Below are 23,235 nucleotides of genomic sequence, written 5' to 3'. Positions count from 1 at the left end.
GTGTGTAAGCAGGGCAACCTGTTGAGCTGACCAGTACTAATGATCCGTGCGGCTTGATCATATAACCTCAATCCGCTTCGGCCTCGACGCACGTCGACGGACCGTCGCCACGAACCTCGCTACTTCCCACCCCATGAGAGCGTGTGCGCGCACTCCCGCCTGAACACCGGCAGGAACACCGCGACCCTCCACCCTCTCCCTGGCGACCATAGCGCTGTGGAACCACCCGATCCCATCCCGAACTCGGAAGTGAAACGCAGCTGCGCCAATGGTAGTGTGGCCTAAGCCATGCAAGAGTAGGTCATCGCCAGGGGCTCTACCCCTAAAACCCCCGCCTATCGGCGGGGGTTTTTCTTTGCGCCGGAGGTGATGACAGCCGCCGGGCCCCGTGCAACCATCCGCCATCGAGCGCAGGCGCGCCGCCGACACGCGATGTCGGCCGGGGAGGCGTGACTGCGCAGGGGCGGCTGTCGGCGGAGAGGACGGGGCAGCGAACGCAGTGAAGAATGTCGCCGAAGCAAGCGCGCCGCTTTCCGATGTCTATGCGCATGCCGTGCGCCTGCTCGAGAACGGCCGCGCGGATCTCGCCGCGGCGCAGGCGCGGGAAATCCTGCGTGCGGTGTGCACGCATCCGCCGAGTGAACTGCTGCTCGCCCAGGCCGAGGCCGCATCCGGCGACGAGGCGTCTGCGGTCCTCCGGTTGCGAAGGCTCGCCGCGGCCCACGTGGACTGGGGCGCTCCGCTGCTCGAACTCGGCAGGATCCAGGCGCGCCAGGGTGACGGCACCGGCGCGATCGCGTCGCTGCGCACCGCCGTCGCCAGGACACCCGGGCTGCCGCAGGCCTGGCTGGCGCTCGGCGACCATCTCGCGGCGACCGGCGACGAGGCCGGCGCGCAGCAGGCCTATGCCGAACACGTCCGCCACGCGACCACCGACCCACGGCTGATGACCGCCGCCGCGGCGCTCGCCGACGGCCAGCTGCCGGAAGCGGAGCGTCTGCTGCGCCGGCACCTGCACGCCGCCCCGACCGACGTCGCCGCGATCCGCATGATGGCGGAACTCGCTGCCCGGATCGGCCGCCACGAGGATGCCGAACGCCTGCTGCGTCGCGCGATCGCCCTCGCACCGCGTTTCCTCGCGGCGCGGCTGAACCTGGCGACGCTGCTGCACCGCCTCAACCGACCGGAAGAGGCACTGGCCGAACTCGACGTTCTGCTCGCCGCCGATTCGCGGCACCCGGGCGGGCGCAACCTGAAGGCCGTCGTGCTCTCGCGCATCGGCGACTGCGCGCCGGCGATCGAAATTTACGAACAGCTCCTGCGCGAATACCCCGAACACGGCCGCATCTGGCTCAGCCTCGGCCACGCGCTGAAGACCGAAGGCGAACGCGAACGCGCGATCGCCGCCTACCGGCGCAGCATCGCCCTCGAACCCGGCTTCGGCGAGGCGTGGTGGAGCCTCGCGAACCTGAAGACCTTCCGCTTCGCAGCGGACGACATCGCCGCGATGCGCACCCAGCTGCAGCGCGGCGACATCGAGAACGACCAGCGGGCGCAGTTCGAGTTCGCACTCGCCAAGGCGCTCGAGGACTGCGGCGATCACGCGGCCTCCTTCGCGCACTACGAAAGCGGAAACGCCCTGCGCCGCCGCAGCCTTCCCTATCGCCCGGCCGACGCCACGGCCCGGGTGCGTCGCGCGGTGCGCCTGCTGCAGCCGGGCTTCCTGCGCGAGCGCGCCGGGGCCGGCCACCCCGCGCCCGATCCGATCTTCGTGATCGGCTTGCCGCGCGCCGGCTCCACGCTCGTCGAACAGATCCTGTCGAGCCATCCACAGGTCGAGGGCACGATGGAGCTGCCGGAGATCATCGGACTCTCGAACCGCCTGCGCCGGGAGGCCGGCGACGGCGGCGGTTACCACGAACTCCTCGCGACGCTGACGCCGGGGGAACTGCGCGACCTCGGCCAGACCTACCTGGACCGCACCCGCGTGCATCGCAAGCTCGGCCGGCCGTTCTTCATCGACAAGATGCCGAACAACTTCCTGCACGTCGGCCTGATCCACCTGATCCTGCCGAACGCGCGGATCGTCGACGTCCGCCGGCATCCGCTGGCCTGCTGCTTCTCCGGCTTCAAGCAGTATTTCGCCCGCGGCCAGGCCTTCAGCTACGGGCTGGCGGACCTGGGCACCTACTACCGCGACTACGTCGCGCTGATGGCGCACGTCGACGACGTGCTGCCGGGGCGCGTGCACCGCGTGATCTACGAGGAACTCGTCGCCGACACCGAAGCCGAGGTGCGGCGCCTGCTCGCGCACTGCGGCCTGTCGTTCGACCCGGCCTGCCTGCGCTTCTTCGAGAACGACCGGCCGGTGCGCACGGCCAGCTCCGAACAGGTCCGTCAGCCGATCTACCGCGACGGCGTCGACCACTGGCGACATTTCGAACCGTGGCTCGGGCCGCTGAAGGCGGCGCTGGGCGACGTGCTCGACCACTATCCGGACGTGCCGAAGGGGATCGCGGCGGGGTACCGGTAACACCAACCGACGATGGGGAGATCGACATGACACGAGGAACGAGCCGAAAACCGCCGGGCCGCCATGCGCGCCTGGCGACCGCGATCTGTCTCGCGCTCGCGGCGCCCGCCTGGGCGCAGGACGCGGCGCCGACGCTCGACGAGATCGAGGTGACCGCGCAGAAGCGCACCGAAAACCTGCAGGAGGTGCCGATCAGCATCCAGGTGCTCGGCGCGCAGCAACTCGACCAGCTCAACGTGTCCGACTTCGACGACATCACGACGCTGTTCCCCAGTGTGTCGTTCCAGCGCCTTGGCGAGGTGCCCTCGAACTTCCAGGTCTACATGCGCGGCGTCGCCAGCGGCGGCGACGGCAACCACTCCGGTCCGCTGCCGAGCGTCGGCGTCTATCTCGACGAACAGCCGATCACGACGATCCGCGGCGCCGTCGAGGTGCATCCCTACGACATCGCCCGCGTCGAAGCCCTCGCCGGTCCGCAGGGCACGCTGTACGGCGCCAGCTCGCAGGCGGGCACGCTGCGCATCATCACCAACAAGCCCGATCCGGGCGGTTTCGCGGCCGGCTACGGCATCGAGGTGAACAGCATCGACCACGGCGGCACCGGGCACATCCTCGAAGGCTTCGTCAATGCGCCGCTCGGCGACGCCGCGGCGATCCGCCTGGTCGGCTGGTCGAAGGAGGAGGCCGGCTATATCGACAATCGCCTCGGCACGCGCACCTTCCCGACCTCGGGCATCACCGTCGACAACGCCGGCTTCGCCCGCGACGACTTCAACTACGGCGATGCCCACGGCGCCCGCCTGGCGCTCGGCCTGAACCTCGGCGACGACTGGACGATCACGCCGTCGGTGATCGCCCAGGATTCGTTCATCAACGGCAGCTTCGGCGTCGACCGCCGCGTCGGTGACCTCGACACGGAGGCGTTCCGGCCGCAGACCGCCGACGACCGCTGGGTGCAGTCGGCGCTGACGGTGCAGGGGCGCATCGGCAACTTCGAACTCACCTACGCCTTCGCCCACCTCGACCGCGACCTCGACACCGAGTCGGACTACACCGACTACGCGTTCTGGTACGACACCCTGGCCGGCTACGGCGCGTACTTCTACGACGACAACGGCGACCTCGTCGATCCGACCCAGTACATCCAGGCGAAGAACGGCTACGGCAAGACCAGCCACGAGATCCGGCTGTCGTCACCGGCCGACAACCCGGTGCGCTTCGTCGTCGGTTACTTCGAGCAGAAGCAGACCAACGACATCCAGGAGCGCTACCTGATCGACGGCCTCGCCGGCATGCTGTCGGTGCCGGGCTGGGAGGACACGATCTGGCTGACCCGGCAGATGCGCGTCGACCGCGACAAGGCCCTGTTCGGCGAAGTGTCGTGGGACATCACCGATCGCTTCACCGCCACCGGCGGCATCCGCTTCTTCGAGGTCGACAACACCCTGCGCGGCTACTTCGGCTTCTCGGAAGGCTTCTTCCCCGGTGCCGATTACGGCGAGGCCGCCTGCAACGCCGACCCGTCGCTGCCGGCGTATCCGAACGCGCCCTGCGAGGTCTTCAGCAAGCGGGTGAAGGAGGACGGCCACATCGGCCGCATCAACCTCAGCTACGACCTCAGCGACGACGTGATGGTCTACGGCACCTGGTCCGAGGGTTACCGTCCCGGCGGCATCAACCGCCGCGGCACGCTGCCGCCCTACCTGTCGGACTACCTGACGAACTGGGAAGTCGGCTGGAAGGGACGCTTCGCCGACGGCCGGCTGGTGTTCAACGGCGCCGCCTTCAGCCAGGACTGGGAGGACTTCCAGTTCGCGATCCTCGGCCAGAACGGCCTCACCGAGATCAAGAACGCCAACAACGCCCGCATCCGCGGCCTCGAACTCGACCTCAGCTGGGCCGCGACCTACAACCTGACGATCACCGGCGGTGCCGCCTTCTACGACGCCGAACTGACCGAGAACTACTGCGGCTTCACCGACGCCCAGGGCAATCCGGAAACCAACTGCGCCGCACCGGAAGCCCCCTCGGGCACGCAGCTGCCGATCACCGCGCCGTTCAAGGGCACGCTGACCGCACGCTACGAGTTCGAGGCGGGCGGCTTCGACGCCTACTGGCAGCTGCACGCGGTGCACGAGGGCGACCGCAACACCGACCTGCGCGTGGCGGTGAACGACATCCTCGGCGAGCTGGACGCCTACACCCTGTTCGACTTCTCCGCCGGCATCGGCCGCGGCAACTGGAACCTCGACTTCTTCGTCAAGAACATCCTCGACGAACGCGCCGAGTTGTCGCGCTTCACCCAGTGCGCCGAGACCACCTGCGGCGAGCAGCCGTACACGGTCGTCGCGCAGCCGCGGACCTGGGGGCTGCGCTTCTCGCAGAAGTTCTGAGGCTGCAACGAAGAAGCCCCGCCGGCTCGCCACCGGCGGGGCTTCGCATGACCGGAAACCGGCGCCGCCTCAGCGCAGCGCGTAACCGAACTGCTGGCGGAACTGTTCGGAGAATTCGTCGAAGTCGAAGCGCTGGTTCTGCGGCCCCAGGTGCTCGATCTTCAGTGCGCCCATCAGCGAGGCGATGCGGCCGGTGGTGGCCATGTCCATGCCGTTCATCAGGCCGTAGATCAGGCCGGCGCGGTAGGCGTCGCCGCAGCCGGTCGGGTCGACGACGCGGATCGCGTTCGCCGACGGGATGTGCATCGTGCCGTCCTTCGTGTGCACCTCGGAGCCCTTCGGACCGCGGGTGATGATGTAGCCCTGCACGCGGCCGGCGATGTCCTTCTCCGACAGGCCGGTCTTCTCCTGCAGCAGGCTCGACTCGTAGTCGTTGACGGTGACGTAGGTCGCCTGCTCGATCATCGTCGTCAGCTCGCGGCCGTTGAACAGCGGCATCGCCTGGCCCGGGTCGAAGATGAAGGGCACGCCCAGCTCGGCGAACTCGCGCGAGTTCTGCAGCATCGCCTCGTAGCCGTCCGGGCCGACGATGCCGAAGCCGACGTCGGCGACGTCGCGCACGTGGTTCTCGTACGAGCGCATCATCGCGCCCGGGTGGAAGGCGGTGATCTGGTTGTCGTCCAGGTCCGTCGTGATGAAGGCCTGGGCGGTATAGAGGTCCGACAGTTCCTTGACGTGGTCCAGCCGGATCCCGCAGCCCTCGAAATGCTCCCGGTACGGGCCGAAGTCCTGGCCGACGGTCGCCATCGGCACCGGGTCGCCGCCGAGCAGCTTCAGGTTGTAGGCGATGTTGCCGGCGCAGCCGCCGAATTCCCGGCGCATCCGCGGCACCAGGAAGGACACGTTGAGGATGTGGACCTTGTCCGGGAGGATGTGGTTCTTGAACTGGTCCTGGAACACCATGATCGTGTCGTAGGCCAGCGAACCGCAGATGAGGGCAACAGGCATGTCTCGGATTCCCGCAGGCGGGGCGGCCCGGCCGGCCGCCCGCAAAGGCGCACATGGTAGTCAAACCGGCGGCTAAAGGCACGGAAATAACGGGTTTTTACCTTGCCGGCGGTCACCGGCGCAGTTACCCTAGCCAACCCCTCGCAACCCCTCCCGGCAAGGCTTCCAGCTGATGTTCAAGAAGCTCCGCGGGCTGTTCTCGAACGATCTCTCGATCGACCTCGGCACCGCCAACACCCTCATTTTCGTCCGCGGCCAGGGCATCGTCCTGAACGAGCCGTCGGTCGTCGCCGTGCGCCATGGCCACGGCGGCCGGGAAGTCGCCGCGGTCGGCGCCGAGGCCAAGCGGATGCTGGGCCGCACCCCGGGCAACATCACCACGCACCGGCCGATGAAGGACGGCGTCATCGCCGACTTCACCCACACCGAGGAAATGCTCAAGCAGTTCATCCGCAAGGTGCACAAGTCGCGCTTCCTGCGGCCGAGCCCGCGGGTGCTGATCTGCGTGCCCTGCGGCTCGACCCAGGTCGAGCGCCGCGCGATCAAGGAATCGGCCGAGGAGGCCGGTGCCCGCGAGGTCTACCTGATCGAGGAACCGATGGCCGCCGCGATCGGCGCCGGCATCCCGGTCGACGAGGCCCGCGGCTCGATGGTCATCGACATCGGCGGCGGCACCTCGGAAGTGGCGGTGATCTCGCTGAACGGCATCGTCTACTCGCAGTCGGTGCGCATCGGCGGCGACCGCTTCGACGAGGCGATCATCAATTACGTCCGCCGCAACCACGGCACCCTGATCGGCGAGACCACCGCCGAGCGCATCAAGCTCGAGATCGGCTGCGCCTTCCCGCAGCAGCAGGTCAAGGAATTCGAGGTCTCCGGCCGCAATCTGGCCGAAGGCGTGCCGCGCAACATCGTCATCAATTCCAACGAGGTCCTCGAGGCCCTGCACGAGCCGCTCAGCGGCATCGTCAGCGCGGTCAAGCAGGCCCTCGAGCAGACCCCGCCGGAGCTGTGCGCCGACGTCGCCGAGCGCGGCATCGTGCTGTCCGGCGGCGGCGCCCTGCTGCGCGACCTCGACAAGCTGATTTCCGAGGAAACCGGCCTGCACGTGCATGTGGCCGACGACCCGCTGACCTGCGTCGCCCGCGGTGGCGGCCGGGCGCTGGAGCTGATCGACATGCACGGCAACGAGTTCTTCTCGGCCGAATAGGGAAACCCCGCCCGTGGTCTACCCCGGCGCCCCTGCTCCCCGTCTGGGCGACAGCGCCGGCGGCACGCTGCCGCTGCTGGCCTGGATGGCGCTCGCGGTGATGCTGATGGTCGCCGACCAGCGTGGTGATTTCGGCCAGCGCGCCCGCGGCTACGCGGCGGTCGCGGTCGAGCCGGTCTGGTGGCTGGCGGCACTGCCGCAGCGGGTCGGCGGCTGGCTCGGCGAGCAGCTGGCCAGCCGCAGCGAGCTGCAGGAGGAGAACGACCGCCTGCGCCGCGAGCTGCAGGTCAGCAGCAGTCGCCTGCACCGCCTCGCCGCCGTCGCCGAGGAGAACGACCGCCTGCGCGAACTGCTCGGCGGCACCCGCGGTTTCACCCTGTCGGCGAAGCTGGTCGGCATCCTCGACGTCGACCTCGACCCGACCCGGCAGCGGCTGATCCTCGAAGCCGGTAGCGAGGAGGGCGTCACCGTCGGCCAGGCGATGATCGACGCCGGCGGCGTGCTCGGGCAGGTGATCGAAACCGGCCCGCACCGCGCCACCGCGCTGCTGCTCACCGACTCCTCGCACGCGATCCCGGTGCAGGTGGTGCGCTCGGGCATGCGCTCGATCGCCTACGGCACCGGCGAAATCGACCGGCTGGAACTGCGCAACATCCCGCAGAGCGGCGACATCCGGGTCGGCGACCTGCTGGTCACCTCCGGCATGGGTGGCCGCTTCCCGGCCGGCTTCCCGGTCGGCACCGTCACCGAGCTGCAGCCCGACGACACCCGCCTGTTCGTGGTCGCGCAGGCGCGCCCGGCGGCGCGCATGGACCGCGGCCAGGAGGTGCTGCTGGTCAGCAACGTGCGCGATGCCGTCGACATCGGCCCGCCGCTGCCGCCGCCGCCGGAGGCCGAGGCCACGCCGGATCCGGCGTCGGGCGCCGCCGCCGCCGACGCCTCCGCTCCGACGGAGGGCCGCGAATGACCCGCGTCCCGCCCGCCTGGCTGCGCTACGGCAGCCTGTTCTTCGCCCTGGTCGTGCTGATCGTGCCGCTGCCCGAGGCGGCGTCGCTGATGCGCCCCTACCTGCTGGCGATGCTGCTCTGTTACTGGCTGCTGGAAGCGCCGGACCATGCCGGCCTCGGCCTGGCCTTCGCCTGCGGCCTGGCCGCCGACTTCGTCTCCGGCACCCTGCTCGGCGAACAGGCCCTGCGCCTGGTGGTGATGGCCTTCCTGGTGCAGCGCTTCCGCGCCCGCCTGCGCTTCTTCCCGCTGTGGCAGCAGGCGGCGGCGGTGTTCGCGCTGCTGCTCAACGACCGCCTGATCGCGGTCGCGATCCACCTGATCGCCGGTGACGGCCTGCCGCCGCCGGCCACGTGGCTGTCGCCGCTCGTCGGTTTCGCGCTGTGGCCGTGGCAGTTCCTGCTGCTCGACGGCCTGCGCCTGCGCCTGCGCGAACGCGAGCGCGGGGCCTGAGATGGTCAAGCCTCGCGGCCCGCGCCGGCAGCGGCTGAAGAACCTCAATGCCGAGGCGGAACAGTTCCGGCGCCGGGCGATGCTGGGTTTTCTCGGCATCGCGCTGGCGATGGTCGGGCTGGCGGCGGGCTATTTCCGCCTGCAGGTGCTGCAGCACGAGGAATTCGAGACCCGCTCGGACGCCAACCGCATCAAGCCGCGGCCGATCGTGCCGGCGCGCGGGCTGATCTACGACCGCAACGGCCGCCTGCTCGCCGACAACGTGCCGGCCTACCGGCTCGAGATCGTCGCCGAGCAGGTCGAGGATCTGGAGGCGACGCTCGCCGGCCTGGGCGAACTGGTCGCGCTCGATCCCGAGGACATCGCCCGTTTCCGCGAGCAGCGCCGGGTCACCCGCGGCTTCCGGCCGGTGCCGCTGAAGCTGCGCCTGGACGAGGGCGAACTGGCGCGGCTGGCGGTGAACCGGCACCGCTTCCCCGGCGTCGAGGTGGTGCCCTATCTGACCAGGCGCTATCCCTATGGCGAGCTGTTCGCGCACATCGTCGGCTATGTCGGCCGCATCGATGCCGACGACCTCGCGGCGATGGGAGACAGCCGCGATGCGGCGCTGACCCACATCGGCAAGACCGGCATCGAACGCTTCTACGAGGAGCGCCTGCGCGGCCGGATCGGCTACGAGGAAGTCGAAACCAATGTCGAGGGTCGCCCGCTCGGCGTGCTGCGCCGGCACGACGCCCGCCCCGGCGCCGACCTGTGGCTGAGCGTCGATGCCCGCCTGCAGCAGGCGATGGTCGACGCCTTCCAGGGCTCGCACGGCGCCGCGGTGGCGGTGGATCCGCGCACCGGCGAGATCCTCGGCATGGTCAGCCTGCCGTCCTACGACCCGAACCTGTTCGTCAACGGCATCAGCCGGCGCGACTGGGCGGCGCTGCAGGCGCCGTCGCGGCCGCTGTTCAACCGCAACGTGCTCGGCGGCGCGCCGCCGGGCTCGACGATCAAGCCGTTCATGGCCCTGGCCGGACTCGAATACGGCCTGCGCACGCCGGAACAGCAGACGCTGTCCACCGGCATGTTCCACCTGCCCGGGCAGTCGCGCGGCTACGGCGACTGGCGGCGTGGCGGCCACGGCTACGTGAACCTGCGCGAGTCGCTCGCGCAGTCGGTGAACTCCTACTACTACCAGCTCGGTTACGAGATGGGCGTCGACCGCATGGATGCGTTCTTCGACCGCCTCGGCTTCGGCCACCCCACCGGCATCGACCTCGCCGGCGAGGTCTCCGGCGTGCGCCCGTCGCGGGCGTGGAAGCGGCGCCAGTACAACCAGGACTGGTATCCGGGCGACACCGTGAACGCGGCGATCGGCCAGGGTTACTGGGTGACGACGCCGCTGCAGCTGGCCCAGGCCACGGCGATGCTCGCCAACGGCGGCGTCCGCCATCGCCTGCACCTGCTGCAGGCGACGCAGTCGGGCTTCAATGCACCGAAGGTGCCGGAGCCGATGCCGCCGGGCGTGCGCGTGGTCGATGCGCCGGATCACCTCGCCGCGGTCCGCGACGGCCTGGTCGCGGTGCTGCACGGGCCGACCGGCACCGCGCGTGCGGCGGCGGCCGGCTCGCCGTACCTGATCGCCGGCAAGACCGGCACCGCCCAGCGCGTCAGCCGCCGCGGCAGCGAGGCGATCAGCCCGAACAGCCTGCCTTATCACCTGCGCCACCAGGCCTGGATGATGGCCTACGCACCGGCCGATGACCCGCAGATCGCGGTCGCGGTGCTGGTCGAGCATGGCGGCTCGGGTTCGGGGGCGGCGGCGCCGGTGGCGCGGCGGATCCTCGACGCCTGGCTGCTGCCACCGGTGGAGGCGCCACCGTGATCGCCTTCCTGCGCTGGATCGCGGCGATGCTGCGGCGGCTGGTCGACAAGATCGACCTGCCGCTGCTGCTGGCGCTGCTCGGGCTGATGGTCGTGAGCCTGGTCGTGCTGTCGAGCGCCTCGAACGGCAACAGCCGGCTGGTGATCTCGCAGGGCGCACGCTTCGGCATCGGCCTGGGCGCGCTGGTATTGCTGTCGCGGCTGCCGCCGGCGCGGCTGCGGCTGTGGACGCCGCATGCCTACCTCGCCAGCCTGATCCTGCTGGCGCTGGTGTTCGTGTTCGGCTCCGGGCGCAGCGCCAACCTGTGGCTGAACCTCGGGGTGTTCTACCTGCAGCCCGGCGAGCTGCTGAAGCTGTCGGTGCCGATGATGCTGGCCTGGTACCTGCACGGCGCGGTGCTGCCGCCGCGCTGGGGCACGCTGGCGGTGTGCGCGGCGATCATCGGCCTGCCGGTGGCGATGGTGATCCTGCAGCCGGACCTGGGCACCGGCATGCTGGTGATGGCCTCCGGCGTGTTCGCGGTCTTCCTGGCCGGCATCGCCTGGTGGCGGATCGGCCTGTTCGCGGCGCTGGGCATCTCGGCGCTGCCGATCGGCTGGATGTACCTGATGCCCTACCAGCGCGACCGCATCCTGACCTTCATGGACCCGGAGACGGATCCGCTGGGCGCCGGCTGGAACATCATCCAGTCGAAGATCGCGATCGGCTCCGGCGGCTTCAGCGGCAAGGGCTGGGGGCAGGGCAGCCAGTCGCACCTGGACTTCCTGCCCGAGCACACCACCGACTTCGTGTTCTCGGTGCTCAGCGAGGAGTGGGGCTGGCTCGGCGTGGTGACGGTGCTGGCGCTGTACCTGTTCATCGTCGGCCGCTGCCTGTGGATCGCCGCGCAGGCGCGCGACGGCTATGCCCGCCTGCTCGCCGGCGCGCTGGCGATGACGTTCTCCGTCTACGTGCTCGTGAACGGCGGCATGGTCGCCGGCCTGCTGCCAGTGGTCGGCGTGCCGATGCCGCTGCTGAGCTACGGCGGCACCTCGGCGGTGTCGCTGCTCGCCGGCTTCGGCATCGTGATGGCGGCGCAGGCGCACCGCAAAACCCACGTCTGAAAAACCGGGGTCGGAGTACATTGCGCTGCGTGCTAGATTGCCGGCAGTTCGCCACGCGACAGATCATGCGACCGATCCTGCGTTCTTCCTTCTCCACGCTGCTGCTGGCCGGCGTCTCCGCCTGCGCGCAGACCCCCACCGCGACCCGCAGCGCCGATGCGGCGCCCGCGCCCGTCGCGGTCGCAGACGCGGCGGCGCCGGCCGCCGACGCGAAGCCGCCCGCCGCCGCCCCGATGCCGACGCCCGCCGCCGCGACTCCGCCTTCGGTCGTCGACGCGCCACCGCCGGCGGACTGGCCGGCCGACGCCGACCTCGCCACCCGTCGCGCCGCCTTCGTCGACTACGCGACCGGCAAGTACGACCTCACCCGCGCCGAGGTCGAGGCCTGGCTGGCGCAGGCGCAGTACCGGCAGAGCATCGTCGATGCGATGTCGCGGCCGGCGGAAGCCGTCCGCACCTGGGCCACCTACCGCCCGATCTTCATTTCCGACGCGCGTATCGCCGGCGGCCGCCGCTTCCTGCAACAGAACCGCGAGGCCCTGGCGAAGGTCGCCGCCGACACCGGCGTGCCGGCCGAGGCGATCGTCGCGATCATCGGCGTCGAGACCAGCTACGGCGGCAACACCGGCAGCTACCGCGTGCTCGATGCGCTGTACACGCTCGGCTTCTTCTACCCGTCCAGCGGCGACGCCGGCAAGCGCCCGCGCGAACTGCAGCGCGGCGCGTTCTTCCGCGACGAGCTGGCACAGGCGATCCTGCTCGCGAAGGAAGAGCGCCTGGACCTCGCGACGATGAAGGGCAGCTACGCCGGCGCGATGGGCATGGGCCAGTTCATGCCGTCGAGCTACCGCGCCTATGCCCGCGACGGCGACGGCGACGGCCGCCGCGACCTGTTCACCTCGCTGCCCGACGTCTTCGCCTCGGTCGCGAACTATTTCGTCGCCCACGGCTGGCAGCGCGGACAGCCGGTGGTCGCGCGCGCGGTCGCCGATGCCGGCGCCGCCCCGTTCACGCCCGACACCCTGGAGCCGGCGTTCAGCGCCGCCGAACTGGCCGCGAAGGGCTACCGCGCCGATGCCGCGCCGGCGGACCTCGGCGCCACCCTGGTCACCTTCGAGGGCGCCGCCGGCACCGAGCACTGGTTCGGCTTCCGCAACTTCTACGTGATCACCCGCTACAACCGCTCGCCGATGTATGCGATGGCCGTCTGGCAGCTGGCCCAGGAGATCGCCGGGACCCCGGTGGCGTCGGCGCCATGAGGCGCGCGCTGGGGCTGCTGCTGGCCGCGGCCGCGGTGACCGGCTGCGCCGACAAGCCGGTGCGCCCGACCGCCGGCGCCGGCACTCCGGTCGGCCCGGGCACGCCAGCGACGGCCGCCGCCGCCGAAGCCGCCGCGGCCTCGGAACGCATCCAGGAAGCCTGCCGGCAGGTGCGCGAGCACCGCGACGAGGACTACACCCCCGGCGGCCTGTACGCGCCCGGCGTGCGCGACAGCGCCCCGACCGCGGCGCTGGACCTCAGCGGCATCCTCGAACCGGTGCCGCGCCCGGAGCCGCCGGCCGCCTACGGCAACCGCACGCCCTATACCGTGCTCGGCCGCGTCTACCGCGTGCTCGCGAGCCCGGAAGGCTATGTCGAGCGCGGCACCGCCTCGTGGTACGGCCAGAAATTCCACGGCCGCCAGACCTCGAGCCGCGAGATCTACGACATGTGCAGCTTCACCGCCGCGCACAAGACGCTGCCGCTGCCGAGCTATGTGCGCGTCACCCGCCTCGACACCGGTGCCAGCGTCGTCGTCCGCGTGAACGACCGCGGGCCCTTCCACGAGGGCCGCATCATCGACCTGAGCTACGCGGCGGCGGTCCGCCTCGGCCTCGACCGCAGCGGTACCGCGCCGGTGGAGGTCGTGGCGCTGCCGGGTGGCGCCCAGGTCGCCGGCGGGGTGCCGTTCCGTCCGGGCGACGCCGCCGCCGGACCGGTGCGCGCCACCGCCACGCCGGCGCCTGCGAGCGCGCCCGTTGCGGCCGCGGCACCCGCCGTCGCCAACGGCCCGCAGCTGATCCAGGTCGGTGCCTACCGCGAGAAGGACAACGCCCGCCGCGTCGCCCGCCAGCTCGAGGACGCCGGCCAGCGCGGCGTCGACATCGACGCCGTGCGCACCGACGCCGGGCGCCTGTGGCGCGTGCGCATCGGCCCGCTCGAAGGGGACGCGGTGAGTGCCGCGCTCGCCCGCATCCGCGCGCTCGGCCTGCCGACGCCGCGAGTATTCAGTCAGTAGCCGCTATCGTGGCCCCACCCTCACGGCCGGCGCCGCGCCGGTCACGTTTCCTGGAGTTGCACCGGATGTCCCCCAGCCGCTTCCTCACCGCCGCGTTCGCCGTCGTGCTCGCCGGCGCCGCGCTCGCGCAGACCCCGACCCCGACGCCCACCCCGGCCCCGCGCCCGGCGAGCCCCGCCGCCGCGCCGGCGCCGACCCCGCCGGCGCCGGTGCCGACCGGTGCCAAGGCCTGGATCCTGATGGATGCCGTCAGCGGCCAGGTACTCGCCGGCGAGAACATCGACCAGGCCCTCGAGCCGGCCAGCATCACCAAGGTGATGACCTCCTATGTCGTCGCCGCCGAGATCGCCGCCGGCAAGGTCGGCCTCGAGGACCGCGTGCGCATCAGCGAGAACGCCTGGCGCAACGGCGGCGCCGGCACCGACGGCAGCTACAGCGCGCTGGAGGTGAATTCGGAAGTGAAGCTCGACGATGTGCTGCACGGCCTGGTGATCCAGTCCGGCAACGATGCCGCGATCGCGCTGGCCGAACACGTCGCCGGCAGCGAGGCCGCCTTCGTCGACCTGATGAACAGCCATGCTCGTCGCCTCGGCATGAACGGCAGCCACTTCGAGAACGCGCACGGGCTGTCGGCCCCGGGCCATGTGATGACCGCGCGCGACATCGCGATCCTGTCGCGGGCGCTGATCCACGACTTCCCCGAGCACTACGCGCTCTACAGCATCAAGGAATTCACCTACAACGGCATCCAGCAGTGGAACCGCAACAACCTGCTGTGGAAGGACGATTCGGTCGACGGCATCAAGACCGGCCACACCTCCGCCGCCGGTTACTGCCTGGCCGCCTCCGCGAAGCGCGGTGACCAGCGCCTGATCTCGGTCGTGCTCGGCATCGACAGCACCAGCCGCAGCGACGGCTTCCGCCTGCGCGAGCAGGGCAACCTGGCGCTGCTGAACTGGGGCTTCCGCTTCTTCGAGACGCACAGCGTCTACGCCGCCGGCGCCAAGGTCGCGGACCAGCAGGTCTGGCGCGGCGAAGCCGACAGCGTCGCCCTCGGCCTGGCCGAGCCGCTGCTGGTGACGCTGCCGCGCGACCGCTACGACGAACTGCAGCCGACGATGGACGTGCCGAAGCAGCTGATCGCCCCGATCGAGAAGGGCCAGCAGATCGGCACCCTGCGTTTCAGCCTCGATGGCGAAGTGGTCGCCGAGCGCCCGCTGGTCGCGCTGGAAGCGGTGCCGGAAGGCGGCTTCTTCAAGCGCATGAGCGACGACTTCTGGCTGTGGTGGGAGAGCGAGTGAAACCGGCCCGGTGCGCCCCCATAATCGGGGCATGAGCATCAAGTCCGACAATCCCGAGCATGGCTTCCAGTTCCCCGGCGTTTTCGAGCTGAGCGCGATGGGCGCCGCGGACGCCGAACTGCAGGCGATCGTGCCGATGGTCCTCGAGGCCCTCGGCCTGACCGTCTACCACGACCGCACCACGCTGCGACCCTCGACCAAGGGCAACTACGTGTCGGTGCGGGTCGTGTTCGAAGCCCATTCCCGCGACGACTACGATGCCGCGCACGGCGCCCTGCGCCAGCACCCGGCGGTGAAATGGACGCTGTGAGCACGCCGGACTGCGCGCGGCCGCCGGCCACGGCGCAGCGCGACTGGTTCGTGCACGACCTCGGCCGCCAGGCCTATGAACCGGTGTGGCGGGCGATGCAGGACTACACCGACCGCCGCGACGGCGACAGCCCAGACCAGCTCTGGCTGGTCGAGCACGATCCGGTCTTCACCCAGGGCCAGGCGGGCAAGCCCGAGCACGTGCTGGCCCCGGGCGACATCCCGGTCGTGCAGGTCGACCGCGGCGGCCAGGTGACCTACCACGGCCCCGGCCAGATCGTCGCGTACCCGCTGGTCGACCTGCGCCGGCTCGGCATCGGCGTCAAGCAGCTGGTCTGCCGCATCGAGCAGGCGGTGATCGACGTACTGGCCGCCTACGGCATCCCCGGCGAACGCCGCGACGGCGCCCCGGGCATCTACGTGCGCGGCCGCAAGATCATGGCCCTCGGCCTGCGCGTGCGCCGCGGCTGCAGCTTCCACGGCCTGGCCTTCAACGTGGCGATGGACCTGGAGCCGTTCGCGCGCATCAACCCCTGTGGATTCCGGGGCTTGGAAGTGACCTCGGTGCTAGAATGCGGCGGTCCCGCGAACCCTGCGGAACTCAAGCCGGCGCTGGTCGCGGCGCTGTCGCGGCAGCTCGGGCTGAACGCGCGGACCGCGCCTGAAGGCGCTCCTACCGAAGCCGACATCGCGCCTGAAGGCGCTCCTGCCGAAGCCGACCATCGCGCCTGAAGGCGCTCCTACGGAAGTGCGTCGATGACCGAAGCCGCCAAGACCATTCCGCTGCAGGTGCTGGGCTCGCCGCTGGTCGAAGGCGAGAAGCAGCTCGGCAACGACAAGATCGCCCGCAGTCCGGTCAAGTTCGACGAATCGGCGCCGGTGCTGCGCAAGCCCTCGTGGATCCGCGTGCGCATCCCGTCCGGCAACGCCGTGGCGAAACTGAAGGCGAAGCTGCGCGAGAACCGCCTGGTCACCGTCTGCGAGGAGGCCAGCTGCCCGAACATCCACGAATGCTTCGGCCACGGCACCGCCACGTTCATGATCCTCGGCGAGGTCTGCACCCGCCGCTGCAGCTTCTGCGACGTCGCCCACGGCCGCCCGAAGCCGCCGGATCCGGCCGAGCCGGCGAACCTCGCGCGCACCATCGCCGACATGGGCCTGCGCTATGTGGTCATCACTTCCGTGGACCGTGACGACCTGCGCGACGGCGGCGCCCGGCACTTCGTCGACTGCATCCGCGAGGCGCGCGCGCTGTCGCCCGCGCTGAAGATCGAGATCCTGACCCCGGACTTCCGCGGCAAGGGCCGCATGGACCGGGCGCTGGAGATCCTCGCCACCGCGCCGCCGGACGTGTTCAACCACAACCTCGAGACCGTGCGCGAGCTCTACCCGAACGTGCGCCCGGGCGCCGACTACGACTGGTCGCTGCAGCTGCTCAAGCGCTTCAAGGCGCAGCACCCGGAGGTCGCGACCAAGTCCGGCATCATGCTCGGCCTCGGCGAGACCCGTGAACAGGTGCTCGGGGCGATGCGCGACCTGCGCGACCACGACGTCGACATGATCACGATCGGCCAGTACCTGCAGCCGACCCCGCACCACCATCCGGTGATCGCCTACTGGTCCCCGGAACAATTCCGGGAGTTCGAGGTCGAAGGCCTGGCGATGGGCTTCACCCACGTCGCTTCCGGGCCGATGGTGCGCTCCTCCTACCACGCCGACCGGATGGCGGCCGAAGCCGGCTTCGTCGCCGAAACCGCCTGAACCCCGGCCCGGTGTAGGCTGGCCCGGACGTTCGCGCCAGCACTACCGGCACAGGCCGCAAACTGCATCGCGGCGCAAGCTGGACCCCTGATTCCCGGATGGTTGCCATGTTCAAGCAAAAGCTCCTCGCCTTCACCGCCGCCCTGCCGCTCGTGCTCGCGGTCGGCGCCAGCCCGGCGCCGTCGCCTGCCGCCGGCGGCCCGACTCCGGTGGAGGCGTTGCGCGCCGGCCCCGAACATGCGGCCGCCGCCGCCCTGGTCTACGGCGTGCTGTCCGACAGCCGCTACGTCTACCGGGCCAAGCCGCTGGACGATGCGATGTCGGCCGAGATCCACCGCCGCTACCTGGAAGCGCTCGACCCGCAGAAGCTCTTCTTCACGGCCACCGACATCGCCCGTTTCGACGCGTGGCGCCTGAGCCACGACGACGCGATCCGCCAGCAGAGCTTCGATCCCGCCTTCGAGATCTACCGCACCTACCTGGAGCGGCTCGACGAGCGCGTCGCGCACGCGCGCCGGCTCGTCGCGCAGCCGTTCGACTTCACCGTCGACGAGGAATGGCGGTACGACCGCGAGGAAGCGCCCTGGGCCAGCAACGCCGGCGAACTCGACGAGCAGTGGCGCAAGTACGTGAAGAACGACGCGCTGCGCCTGCACCTGGCCGGGCGCGCCGCCGACGACATCCGCCGCACCCTCGACAAGCGCTACGCCGGCATGCAGGAGCGCGCGCACGAGCTGCGTGCCGAGGACGTGTTCGAGATGTTCATGAACGCGTACGCGACCTCGATCGACCCGCACACCAGCTACCTCGCGCCGCGCAGCGCCGAGGACTTCGACATGCAGATGCGCCTCTCGCTCGAGGGCATCGGCGCGATCCTGCAGCGCCAGGACGAGTTCGTCGTGATCCGCACGATCGTGCCCGGCGGTCCGGCCCAGCTCGGCGGCAAGCTCGCCGTCGGCGACCGCGTCGTCGCGGTCGGGCAGGGCGACAGCGGCGCGATGACCGACGTGGTCGGCTGGCGCATCGACGACGTCGTCGCGCTGATCCGCGGCCGCAAGGGCTCCACGGTCCGCCTGGACGTGCTGCCGGCCGAAGCCGGCGTCGACGCCTCGCCGACCCGCGTCACGATCGTCCGCGACAAGGTGAAGCTCGAACAGCAGGCCGCGCAGAAGCAGGTCATCGACGTCGGCGACCGCCGCATCGGCGTGATCGAGCTGCCGACCTTCTATCTCGATTTCGAGGCCCGCCGCCGCGGCGACCGCGACGCCCGTTCGGCCACCGCCGACGTCGCCAGGCTGCTGCGTGAGCTGCGCGAGGAGAACGTCGACGGCGTCGTGATCGACCTGCGCGACAACGGCGGCGGTTCGCTGCTCGAGGCGATCGAACTCACCGGCCTGTTCATCGATACCGGCCCGGTCGTGCAGGTCGTCGAGACCGGCGGCCGCACCACCGTCAGCCGCGACGAGGTCGCCGGCGTCGCCTGGGACGGCCCGCTGGCGGTGCTGGTCAACCGCAGCTCGGCCTCGGCCTCGGAGATCTTCGCCGCGGCGATCCAGGACTACGGCCGCGGCCTGATCATCGGCGAGCCGACCTTCGGCAAGGGCACCGTGCAGAACCTGATCGACCTCGACCGGTTCCCGAGCAAGGGCGACGCGAAGATGGGCAAGCTCAAGCTCACCGTCGCGCAGTTCTTCCGCGTCGACGGCGGCACCACCCAGCACGCCGGCGTCGTGCCCGACCTGGCCTTCCCGGTCACGCTCGACGCCAGCGAGTTCGGCGAGAGCACCTACGACAACGCGCTGCCGGCGACCCGCATCCGCCCGGCGCCGCATGCCAACCTCGGCAACCTGGCGGCGCTGCGCCCGCAGCTGCTGAGCCGGCACGAGGAACGCGTCGTCGACGACCAGGAGTTCCAGTGGTGGGCGTCGGACATCGCCACCTTCCGCGCCGACCGCGCGCGCAAGACCGTGTCGCTGAACGAGGCCGTGCGCCGGGCCGAACGCGACCGCCTCGAGGCCGAGCGCCGGGCGCGGGACGATCAGCGCCGCGCCCTCGGCATCCCGGTGCCGAGCGACCTGCGCCGCAGCGACGACGGCCTCAACGCCAGCGAGCGCAGCGTCGCCCAGCAGGCGGCCGAGGAAGAGGCGGCGAAGAAGCGCCCGGACCCGCTGCTGCGCGAATCGGCGGCGATCCTCGCCGATGCCCTCGACCTGCTCACCGGCGACCAGCAGCTGACCGCGCAGGTGCTGCCGCTGACCCGGCAGCCGACCGTCTGGGCGGAATGATCGAGGTCCCGGTTCCCGCGCTGCGCTCGCCGTGCGGGACGGTGATTCCCGCAGGAAACGGATAGCCGCCCGTCCCGGGCAGCGCGACACTGCCCGCATGGACGACATCGACCCCCGCCTCGAGCGTGCCCGCCGCCTGCTCGACGACGCCGACCTCGGCCTCGCCGCGCTCGGCGCCGAAGTCGGGCTCAGCCCCGGCCACCTGCAGCGCCGCTTCCGCGCCGCCTTCGGCCTGAGCCCCGCCGAATACCGTGCCCAGCGTCGCCTGCGTGCGCTCAAGCAGGGTCTGCGCGCCGGCGGCGACGTCACCCGCGCCCTCTACGACGCCGGCTACGGCTCGCCGAGCCGGGTCTACGAGGACGGCGCCGCCCGCCTCGGCATGCCGCCGCTCGCCTATCGCCGCGGCGGTGCCGGCCTGCAGATCCGCTGGGCCACGGTCGCCACCACGCTCGGCCTCGCGCTGGTCGCGGTCAGCGAACGCGGCGTCTGCGCGGTGCTGCTCGGCGACGACGCGGCGGCGCTGGAAGCCGAGCTCGCCGGCGAATTCCCGCAGGCGCAGCGCCAGCGCGTCGACGCCGGCCGCGACGACTTCCTGGCGCCGCGCGTGCGCGCCGTCGCCGAGGCCCTGGCCGAAGGCTGCGGGCGGGTGCCGGTCGAGCTGATCGGCACCGCCTTCCAGCAGCGCGTCTGGACCACGCTGATGAAGGTGCCGGCCGGCGAAACCCGCAGCTACGCCCAGATCGCCGCCGAGATCGGCCAGCCGCGCGCGGTGCGTGCGGTCGCCCGCGCCTGCGCCGGCAACCGGCTGGCGGTGCTGGTGCCCTGTCACCGCATCGTCCGCGGCGACGGCAGCCTCGGCGGTTACCGCTGGGGCCTGCCGCGCAAGCAGCAGCTGCTCGCCGACGAGGCCGGACGCCGCCGGCGCGAAGGCGGTCGCGCTTGAGCGCCTCGCCCGGCCCGGCCACCTCCGCCCCGGCTTCGAGTCCGCCCGCGGCGCCGATACGGTCACCGGCGCTGGCGACCGCGTTCGCGCTGCTGTCGGTCTACCTGGTCTGGGGCTCGACCTATCTGGCGATCCGCTACGGCCTCGAGGGCTACCCGCCGTTCCTGATGGGCGGCCTGCGCTTCCTCGCCGCCAGCGCGCTGTTCTACGGCGTGCTGCGCTGGCGCGGACACGCCGCGCCGACCCGCGCGCAGTGGAAGAACGCGGCGGTGATGGGCCTGCTGATGCTGGTCTGCGGCAACGGCCTGGTGAACTTCGCCGAACAGACGGTGTCCTCCGGCGTCGCCGCGATCGCGGTCGCGTCGATGCCGCTGTGGGCGGCGCTGTTCGGCCGCCTGCGCGGCATGCGCTCGAGCCGCGGCGAATGGCTGGGCCTGACCGTCGGCTTCCTCGGTGTCGTCTGGCTCAACGCCGGCAGCGAACTGCGCGCCAGCCCGGCCGGCATGATCGCCCTGCTGGCGGCGCCGATGGCCTGGGCCTGGGGCTCGGTCTGGAGCCGCGGCCGCGACCTCGCGCCGGCCTTCATGAGCACCGCCGCGCAGATGGTCTGCGGCGGCATCGCGATGACCCTGCTCGGCCTGGTCCTCGGCGAACGCATCGTCGAAACGCCGCCGCTTTCGGCGACGCTGGCGGTCGCCTACCTCGCGCTGTTCGGCTCGATCATCGGGTTCAGCGCCTACGTCTGGCTGCTCGATCACGTCCGCCCGGCGCTGGCGACCAGCTACGCCTACGTGAACCCGCCGATCGCCGTGCTGCTCGGCGCCCTGCTGATGGGCGAGCGGGTCGGGGGGAGCGCCGTGGGGGGGATGGCGCTCATTCTGGTGGGGGTCGGGGTGATTGCCGCTTCGCGGCGGTAGGGCGAGTAGCGAGCGGAGAGTAAAGAGTAACGAGTAACGAGTAACGGCCCGCGCTTCGCGCGCGCGGCGCCCCGAGGCCGCACCACTCGTCACTCGCGCCGAAGGCGCGCGCTTCGCGCGGAAACGAGTCGGGGGACGAGCGGTCGCGACACGCCCTTCGCGTGCAGCACGGGCGTTCACTCGTTACTCGTTACTCTCCCCTCGTTGCTCGCTCCCGCTCCCGCTCCGCAAGGCCGCCAGGCGCTCACGAAACCACACGCCCGCCGCCACCGGCGCGTCTTCGCCGCACTGCACGCGGTAGGCGCGGCCGGTGAAGCTGCTGCGCGAGGCGGCTTCGTCGATGAAGTCTTCGGTGCGGGGGATGTCGCGGTCGCCGGCGTAGTCGAGCTTGCGCTGCAGGTGGGCGGCCGCGCGCTCGCCGTCGTACCAGCGGCCGTTGCGTTCGAAGCGGCAGTCGGAGCTGCGCAGGCCCGAAAGCAGGGATTCGATCTCGGTCGTCACGTCCGGCGGGGTCGCGGCGGAGGCGGCCACGGCGAACAGCAGAGTCAAGAGTGGAGAGTAACGAGCAACGAGTGACGGCACGCGCTGCGCGCGGGTGAAGAATGGAAGCGCATCGCGCTTTTCGCGCGCAGCGCGCGCCGTTACTCGTTGCTCGTTGCTCTTCACTCGTTACTCCCCTTACAGCGTGCGCAGCGCCGTGGTGACCTGCATCCGCGCCGCCCGCAGCGCCGGCAGCAGGCCGCCGACGAAGCCGATCACGACGGCGATGACGAGGCCGGTCAGCACCAGCTTCGGGCTGACCTCGAAGGCGAAGACGACCTGGGTGAAGCTGGCCTGGCTCAGCGTCGACACCGACATGCCGTTGAACAGCAGGTAGGCGAGCAGGGCACCGACCACGCCGCCGGCGGCCGCCAGCAGCATCGATTCGACCATCACCGAGGCCAGCACCGGCAGTGCGCCGAAGCCGATCGCGCGCAGCGTGGCGATCTCGCGGGTGCGGGTCGACACCGCCGCGTACATCGTGTTGAGCGCGGCGAAGATCGCGCCGAGGCCCATGATCAGGGTGACCACGATGGCCAGGCCCATGATCGTCTCGCGCACGCCCCTGGTCTGCGCGCTGTAATAGACCGGTTCGGCGATGACGTCGACCGCCAGGCGCGGATCCGCCGCCAGCGCCGCGCGCAGGGTTTCGATCGCCGCCGGCGACGCCAGCCCGACGCGCACCGAACTGACCGCGTTGCCGCGATTGAAAGCCGACTGCGCGGTGCCGAGGTCGACCCACATCTCGCTTTCATTGGCGTCGTCGGACTGGAAGCGGCCGACCACGGTCCAGTCCGAACTGCGCATGCGGATGGTCTGGCCGACCTCGACGCCGGCGAACTGGCCGGCGATGCCGTTGCCGACGATCACCTCGCGCCTGCCCGGTTCGAAGGACCGGCCCTCGACGATCCGCACTTGCGGGCGCAGCTCGAACGATGCCGGCTCGACGCCGCGCAGGGTGACGTTGGCGACCGCGGCCGGATCGTCCTTCCGCGGCAGCTCGGAGATCACCATGATCTCGCCGGCGGCCAGCGGCCGGCCGTCGCTGCCCTTGCGGATGCCGGGGCCGAGCTTGATCAGGTCGGTGGAATCGCCGCCGAAACCGGAATTGAGCTCGGCATTGGACTGGCCGCGCAGCACGATCGCATTGTCGGGCCGACCGGCCTCGACCAGGGTCGACGCGAAACCGTTGGCCATCGCCAGCAGCGCGGTGAACACCGCGACGACGCCGGCCAGGCCGATGACGATCACCAGCGACGCGCCCCAGCGCTGCGGCACGCTGCGCAGGTTCATGCCGGTGATGGCGAGGATCTGCTCGAACATCGT

Annotated in this window: 19 protein-coding genes and 1 rRNA gene; 17 read left to right on the top strand and 3 right to left on the bottom strand. The window is 70.9% G+C overall.

Going from position 1 to position 23,235, the window contains the following annotated elements; all coding sequences use genetic code 11:
• Window positions 1-198 precede the first annotated feature (198 nt).
• The 3 genes from rrf (at window position 199) to K311_RS0109285 (ending at window position 4,926) form a co-directional block, all read left to right on the top strand.
• Window positions 199-313, top strand: a 5S ribosomal RNA gene (rrf, locus tag K311_RS0109295).
• 186 nt (window positions 314-499) lie between these two features.
• Window positions 500-2,533: a tetratricopeptide repeat-containing sulfotransferase family protein gene (locus K311_RS16290; RefSeq protein WP_043797489.1), complete on the top strand. Its 2,034-nt coding sequence runs from the start codon at window positions 500-502 to the stop codon at window positions 2,531-2,533.
• A gap of 26 nt (window positions 2,534-2,559) precedes the next feature.
• Window positions 2,560-4,926, top strand: a complete 2,367-nt coding sequence (locus K311_RS0109285; protein ID WP_051239835.1) for a TonB-dependent receptor — start codon at window positions 2,560-2,562, stop codon at window positions 4,924-4,926.
• Window positions 4,927-4,995: 69 nt separating this feature from the next.
• On the opposite strand, the gene K311_RS0109280 is transcribed toward K311_RS0109285, so the two are convergent.
• On the bottom strand, window positions 4,996-5,934 hold the full coding sequence (locus K311_RS0109280; protein ID WP_043797488.1) for a carbohydrate kinase family protein: 939 nt from the start codon (window positions 5,932-5,934) through the stop codon (window positions 4,996-4,998).
• Between the two features lie 172 nt (window positions 5,935-6,106).
• On the opposite strand from K311_RS0109280, the gene K311_RS0109275 reads away from it, so the two are divergent.
• From K311_RS0109275 to yedA, 14 genes are all read left to right on the top strand, one after another.
• The gene (locus K311_RS0109275; RefSeq protein ID WP_026817073.1) at window positions 6,107-7,144 is read left to right on the top strand and encodes a rod shape-determining protein; all 1,038 of its coding nucleotides are present in this window, start codon (window positions 6,107-6,109) and stop codon (window positions 7,142-7,144) included.
• A gap of 13 nt (window positions 7,145-7,157) precedes the next feature.
• Window positions 7,158-8,111, top strand: a complete 954-nt coding sequence (gene mreC, locus K311_RS16285; protein WP_051239833.1) for a rod shape-determining protein MreC — start codon at window positions 7,158-7,160, stop codon at window positions 8,109-8,111.
• Window positions 8,108-8,602: a rod shape-determining protein MreD gene (mreD, locus tag K311_RS0109265; RefSeq protein WP_026817072.1), complete on the top strand. Its 495-nt coding sequence runs from the start codon at window positions 8,108-8,110 to the stop codon at window positions 8,600-8,602. The genes mreC and mreD overlap by 4 nt, the downstream gene beginning before the upstream one ends.
• A 1-nt stretch (window position 8,603) precedes the next feature.
• Window positions 8,604-10,472 carry a penicillin-binding protein 2 gene (gene mrdA, locus K311_RS16280; protein ID WP_051239831.1) on the top strand — a complete coding sequence of 623 codons (1,869 nt, stop codon included), beginning with the start codon at window positions 8,604-8,606 and terminating at the stop codon, window positions 10,470-10,472.
• A complete protein-coding gene (gene rodA / locus K311_RS0109255; protein WP_026817071.1) occupies window positions 10,469-11,575 on the top strand; it encodes a rod shape-determining protein RodA in 1,107 nt (368 codons plus the stop codon). Before mrdA ends, rodA begins: the two co-directional genes overlap by 4 nt.
• A gap of 74 nt (window positions 11,576-11,649) precedes the next feature.
• Entirely contained in the window at window positions 11,650-12,834 is a 1,185-nt protein-coding gene (gene mltB / locus K311_RS0109250) for a lytic murein transglycosylase B (protein ID WP_026817070.1), read from the top strand.
• Window positions 12,831-13,853: a septal ring lytic transglycosylase RlpA family protein gene (locus tag K311_RS18635; protein WP_026817069.1), complete on the top strand. Its 1,023-nt coding sequence runs from the start codon at window positions 12,831-12,833 to the stop codon at window positions 13,851-13,853. Before mltB ends, K311_RS18635 begins: the two co-directional genes overlap by 4 nt.
• A 65-nt stretch (window positions 13,854-13,918) precedes the next feature.
• The gene (locus K311_RS18630; protein ID WP_026817068.1) at window positions 13,919-15,154 is read left to right on the top strand and encodes a D-alanyl-D-alanine carboxypeptidase family protein; all 1,236 of its coding nucleotides are present in this window, start codon (window positions 13,919-13,921) and stop codon (window positions 15,152-15,154) included.
• Between the two features lie 31 nt (window positions 15,155-15,185).
• On the top strand, window positions 15,186-15,464 hold the full coding sequence (locus tag K311_RS0109235; RefSeq protein ID WP_026817067.1) for a DUF493 family protein: 279 nt from the start codon (window positions 15,186-15,188) through the stop codon (window positions 15,462-15,464).
• Complete coding sequence (gene lipB, locus K311_RS16275; protein WP_081683375.1) at window positions 15,452-16,195, top strand: lipoyl(octanoyl) transferase LipB; 744 nt, start codon at window positions 15,452-15,454, stop codon at window positions 16,193-16,195. Before K311_RS0109235 ends, lipB begins: the two co-directional genes overlap by 13 nt.
• A gap of 24 nt (window positions 16,196-16,219) precedes the next feature.
• Entirely contained in the window at window positions 16,220-17,224 is a 1,005-nt protein-coding gene (gene lipA / locus K311_RS0109225) for a lipoyl synthase (protein ID WP_026817066.1), read from the top strand.
• Between the two features lie 98 nt (window positions 17,225-17,322).
• Window positions 17,323-19,509 (top strand): carboxy terminal-processing peptidase, encoded by a 2,187-nt coding sequence (locus K311_RS0109220; protein WP_425476580.1) that lies wholly within the window; start codon window positions 17,323-17,325, stop codon window positions 19,507-19,509.
• A 97-nt stretch (window positions 19,510-19,606) separates the two neighbouring features.
• On the top strand, window positions 19,607-20,452 hold the full coding sequence (locus K311_RS16270) for a methylated-DNA--[protein]-cysteine S-methyltransferase (RefSeq protein WP_051239829.1): 846 nt from the start codon (window positions 19,607-19,609) through the stop codon (window positions 20,450-20,452).
• On the top strand, window positions 20,449-21,369 hold the full coding sequence (gene yedA, locus K311_RS0109210) for a drug/metabolite exporter YedA (RefSeq protein ID WP_026817064.1): 921 nt from the start codon (window positions 20,449-20,451) through the stop codon (window positions 21,367-21,369). Before K311_RS16270 ends, yedA begins: the two co-directional genes overlap by 4 nt.
• Before the next feature lie 183 nt (window positions 21,370-21,552).
• Here yedA and K311_RS16265 read toward each other — a convergent pair whose 3' ends face one another.
• Window positions 21,553-22,035: a DUF5329 family protein gene (locus K311_RS16265; RefSeq protein ID WP_211223644.1), complete on the bottom strand. Its 483-nt coding sequence runs from the start codon at window positions 22,033-22,035 to the stop codon at window positions 21,553-21,555.
• Window positions 22,036-22,047: 12 nt separating this feature from the next.
• Window positions 22,048-23,232 carry an ABC transporter permease gene (locus tag K311_RS0109200; RefSeq protein WP_026817063.1) on the bottom strand — a complete coding sequence of 395 codons (1,185 nt, stop codon included), beginning with the start codon at window positions 23,230-23,232 and terminating at the stop codon, window positions 22,048-22,050.
• Between the last annotated feature and the right edge of the window lie 3 nt (window positions 23,233-23,235).

Origin of the sequence: Arenimonas composti TR7-09 = DSM 18010 (genome assembly GCF_000426365.1) — a bacterium.
Lineage (GTDB): Bacteria > Pseudomonadota > Gammaproteobacteria > Xanthomonadales > Xanthomonadaceae > Arenimonas > Arenimonas composti.
Note: the sequence above shows the minus strand (reverse complement) of the source record. Positions and strands in the feature narration are given on the sequence as shown.

Bases quoted from the DNA above. Each gene is read 5' to 3' on its own strand.
- K311_RS0109285 (WP_051239835.1), top strand. From the start codon at position 2,560: ATGACACGAGGAACGAGCCGAAAACCGCCGGGCCGCCATGCGCGCCTG.
- K311_RS0109280 (WP_043797488.1), bottom strand. From the start codon at position 5,934: ATGCCTGTTGCCCTCATCTGCGGTTCGCTGGCCTACGACACGATCATG.
- K311_RS0109275 (WP_026817073.1), top strand. From the start codon at position 6,107: ATGTTCAAGAAGCTCCGCGGGCTGTTCTCGAACGATCTCTCGATCGAC.
- mreD (WP_026817072.1), top strand. From the start codon at position 8,108: ATGACCCGCGTCCCGCCCGCCTGGCTGCGCTACGGCAGCCTGTTCTTC.
- mrdA (WP_051239831.1), top strand. From the start codon at position 8,604: ATGGTCAAGCCTCGCGGCCCGCGCCGGCAGCGGCTGAAGAACCTCAAT.
- K311_RS18635 (WP_026817069.1), top strand. From the start codon at position 12,831: ATGAGGCGCGCGCTGGGGCTGCTGCTGGCCGCGGCCGCGGTGACCGGC.
- K311_RS18630 (WP_026817068.1), top strand. From the start codon at position 13,919: ATGTCCCCCAGCCGCTTCCTCACCGCCGCGTTCGCCGTCGTGCTCGCC.
- K311_RS0109235 (WP_026817067.1), top strand. From the start codon at position 15,186: ATGAGCATCAAGTCCGACAATCCCGAGCATGGCTTCCAGTTCCCCGGC.
- lipB (WP_081683375.1), top strand. From the start codon at position 15,452: ATGGACGCTGTGAGCACGCCGGACTGCGCGCGGCCGCCGGCCACGGCG.
- lipA (WP_026817066.1), top strand. From the start codon at position 16,220: ATGACCGAAGCCGCCAAGACCATTCCGCTGCAGGTGCTGGGCTCGCCG.
- K311_RS0109220 (WP_425476580.1), top strand. From the start codon at position 17,323: ATGGTTGCCATGTTCAAGCAAAAGCTCCTCGCCTTCACCGCCGCCCTG.
- K311_RS16270 (WP_051239829.1), top strand. From the start codon at position 19,607: ATGGACGACATCGACCCCCGCCTCGAGCGTGCCCGCCGCCTGCTCGAC.
- K311_RS0109200 (WP_026817063.1), bottom strand. From the start codon at position 23,232: ATGTTCGAGCAGATCCTCGCCATCACCGGCATGAACCTGCGCAGCGTG.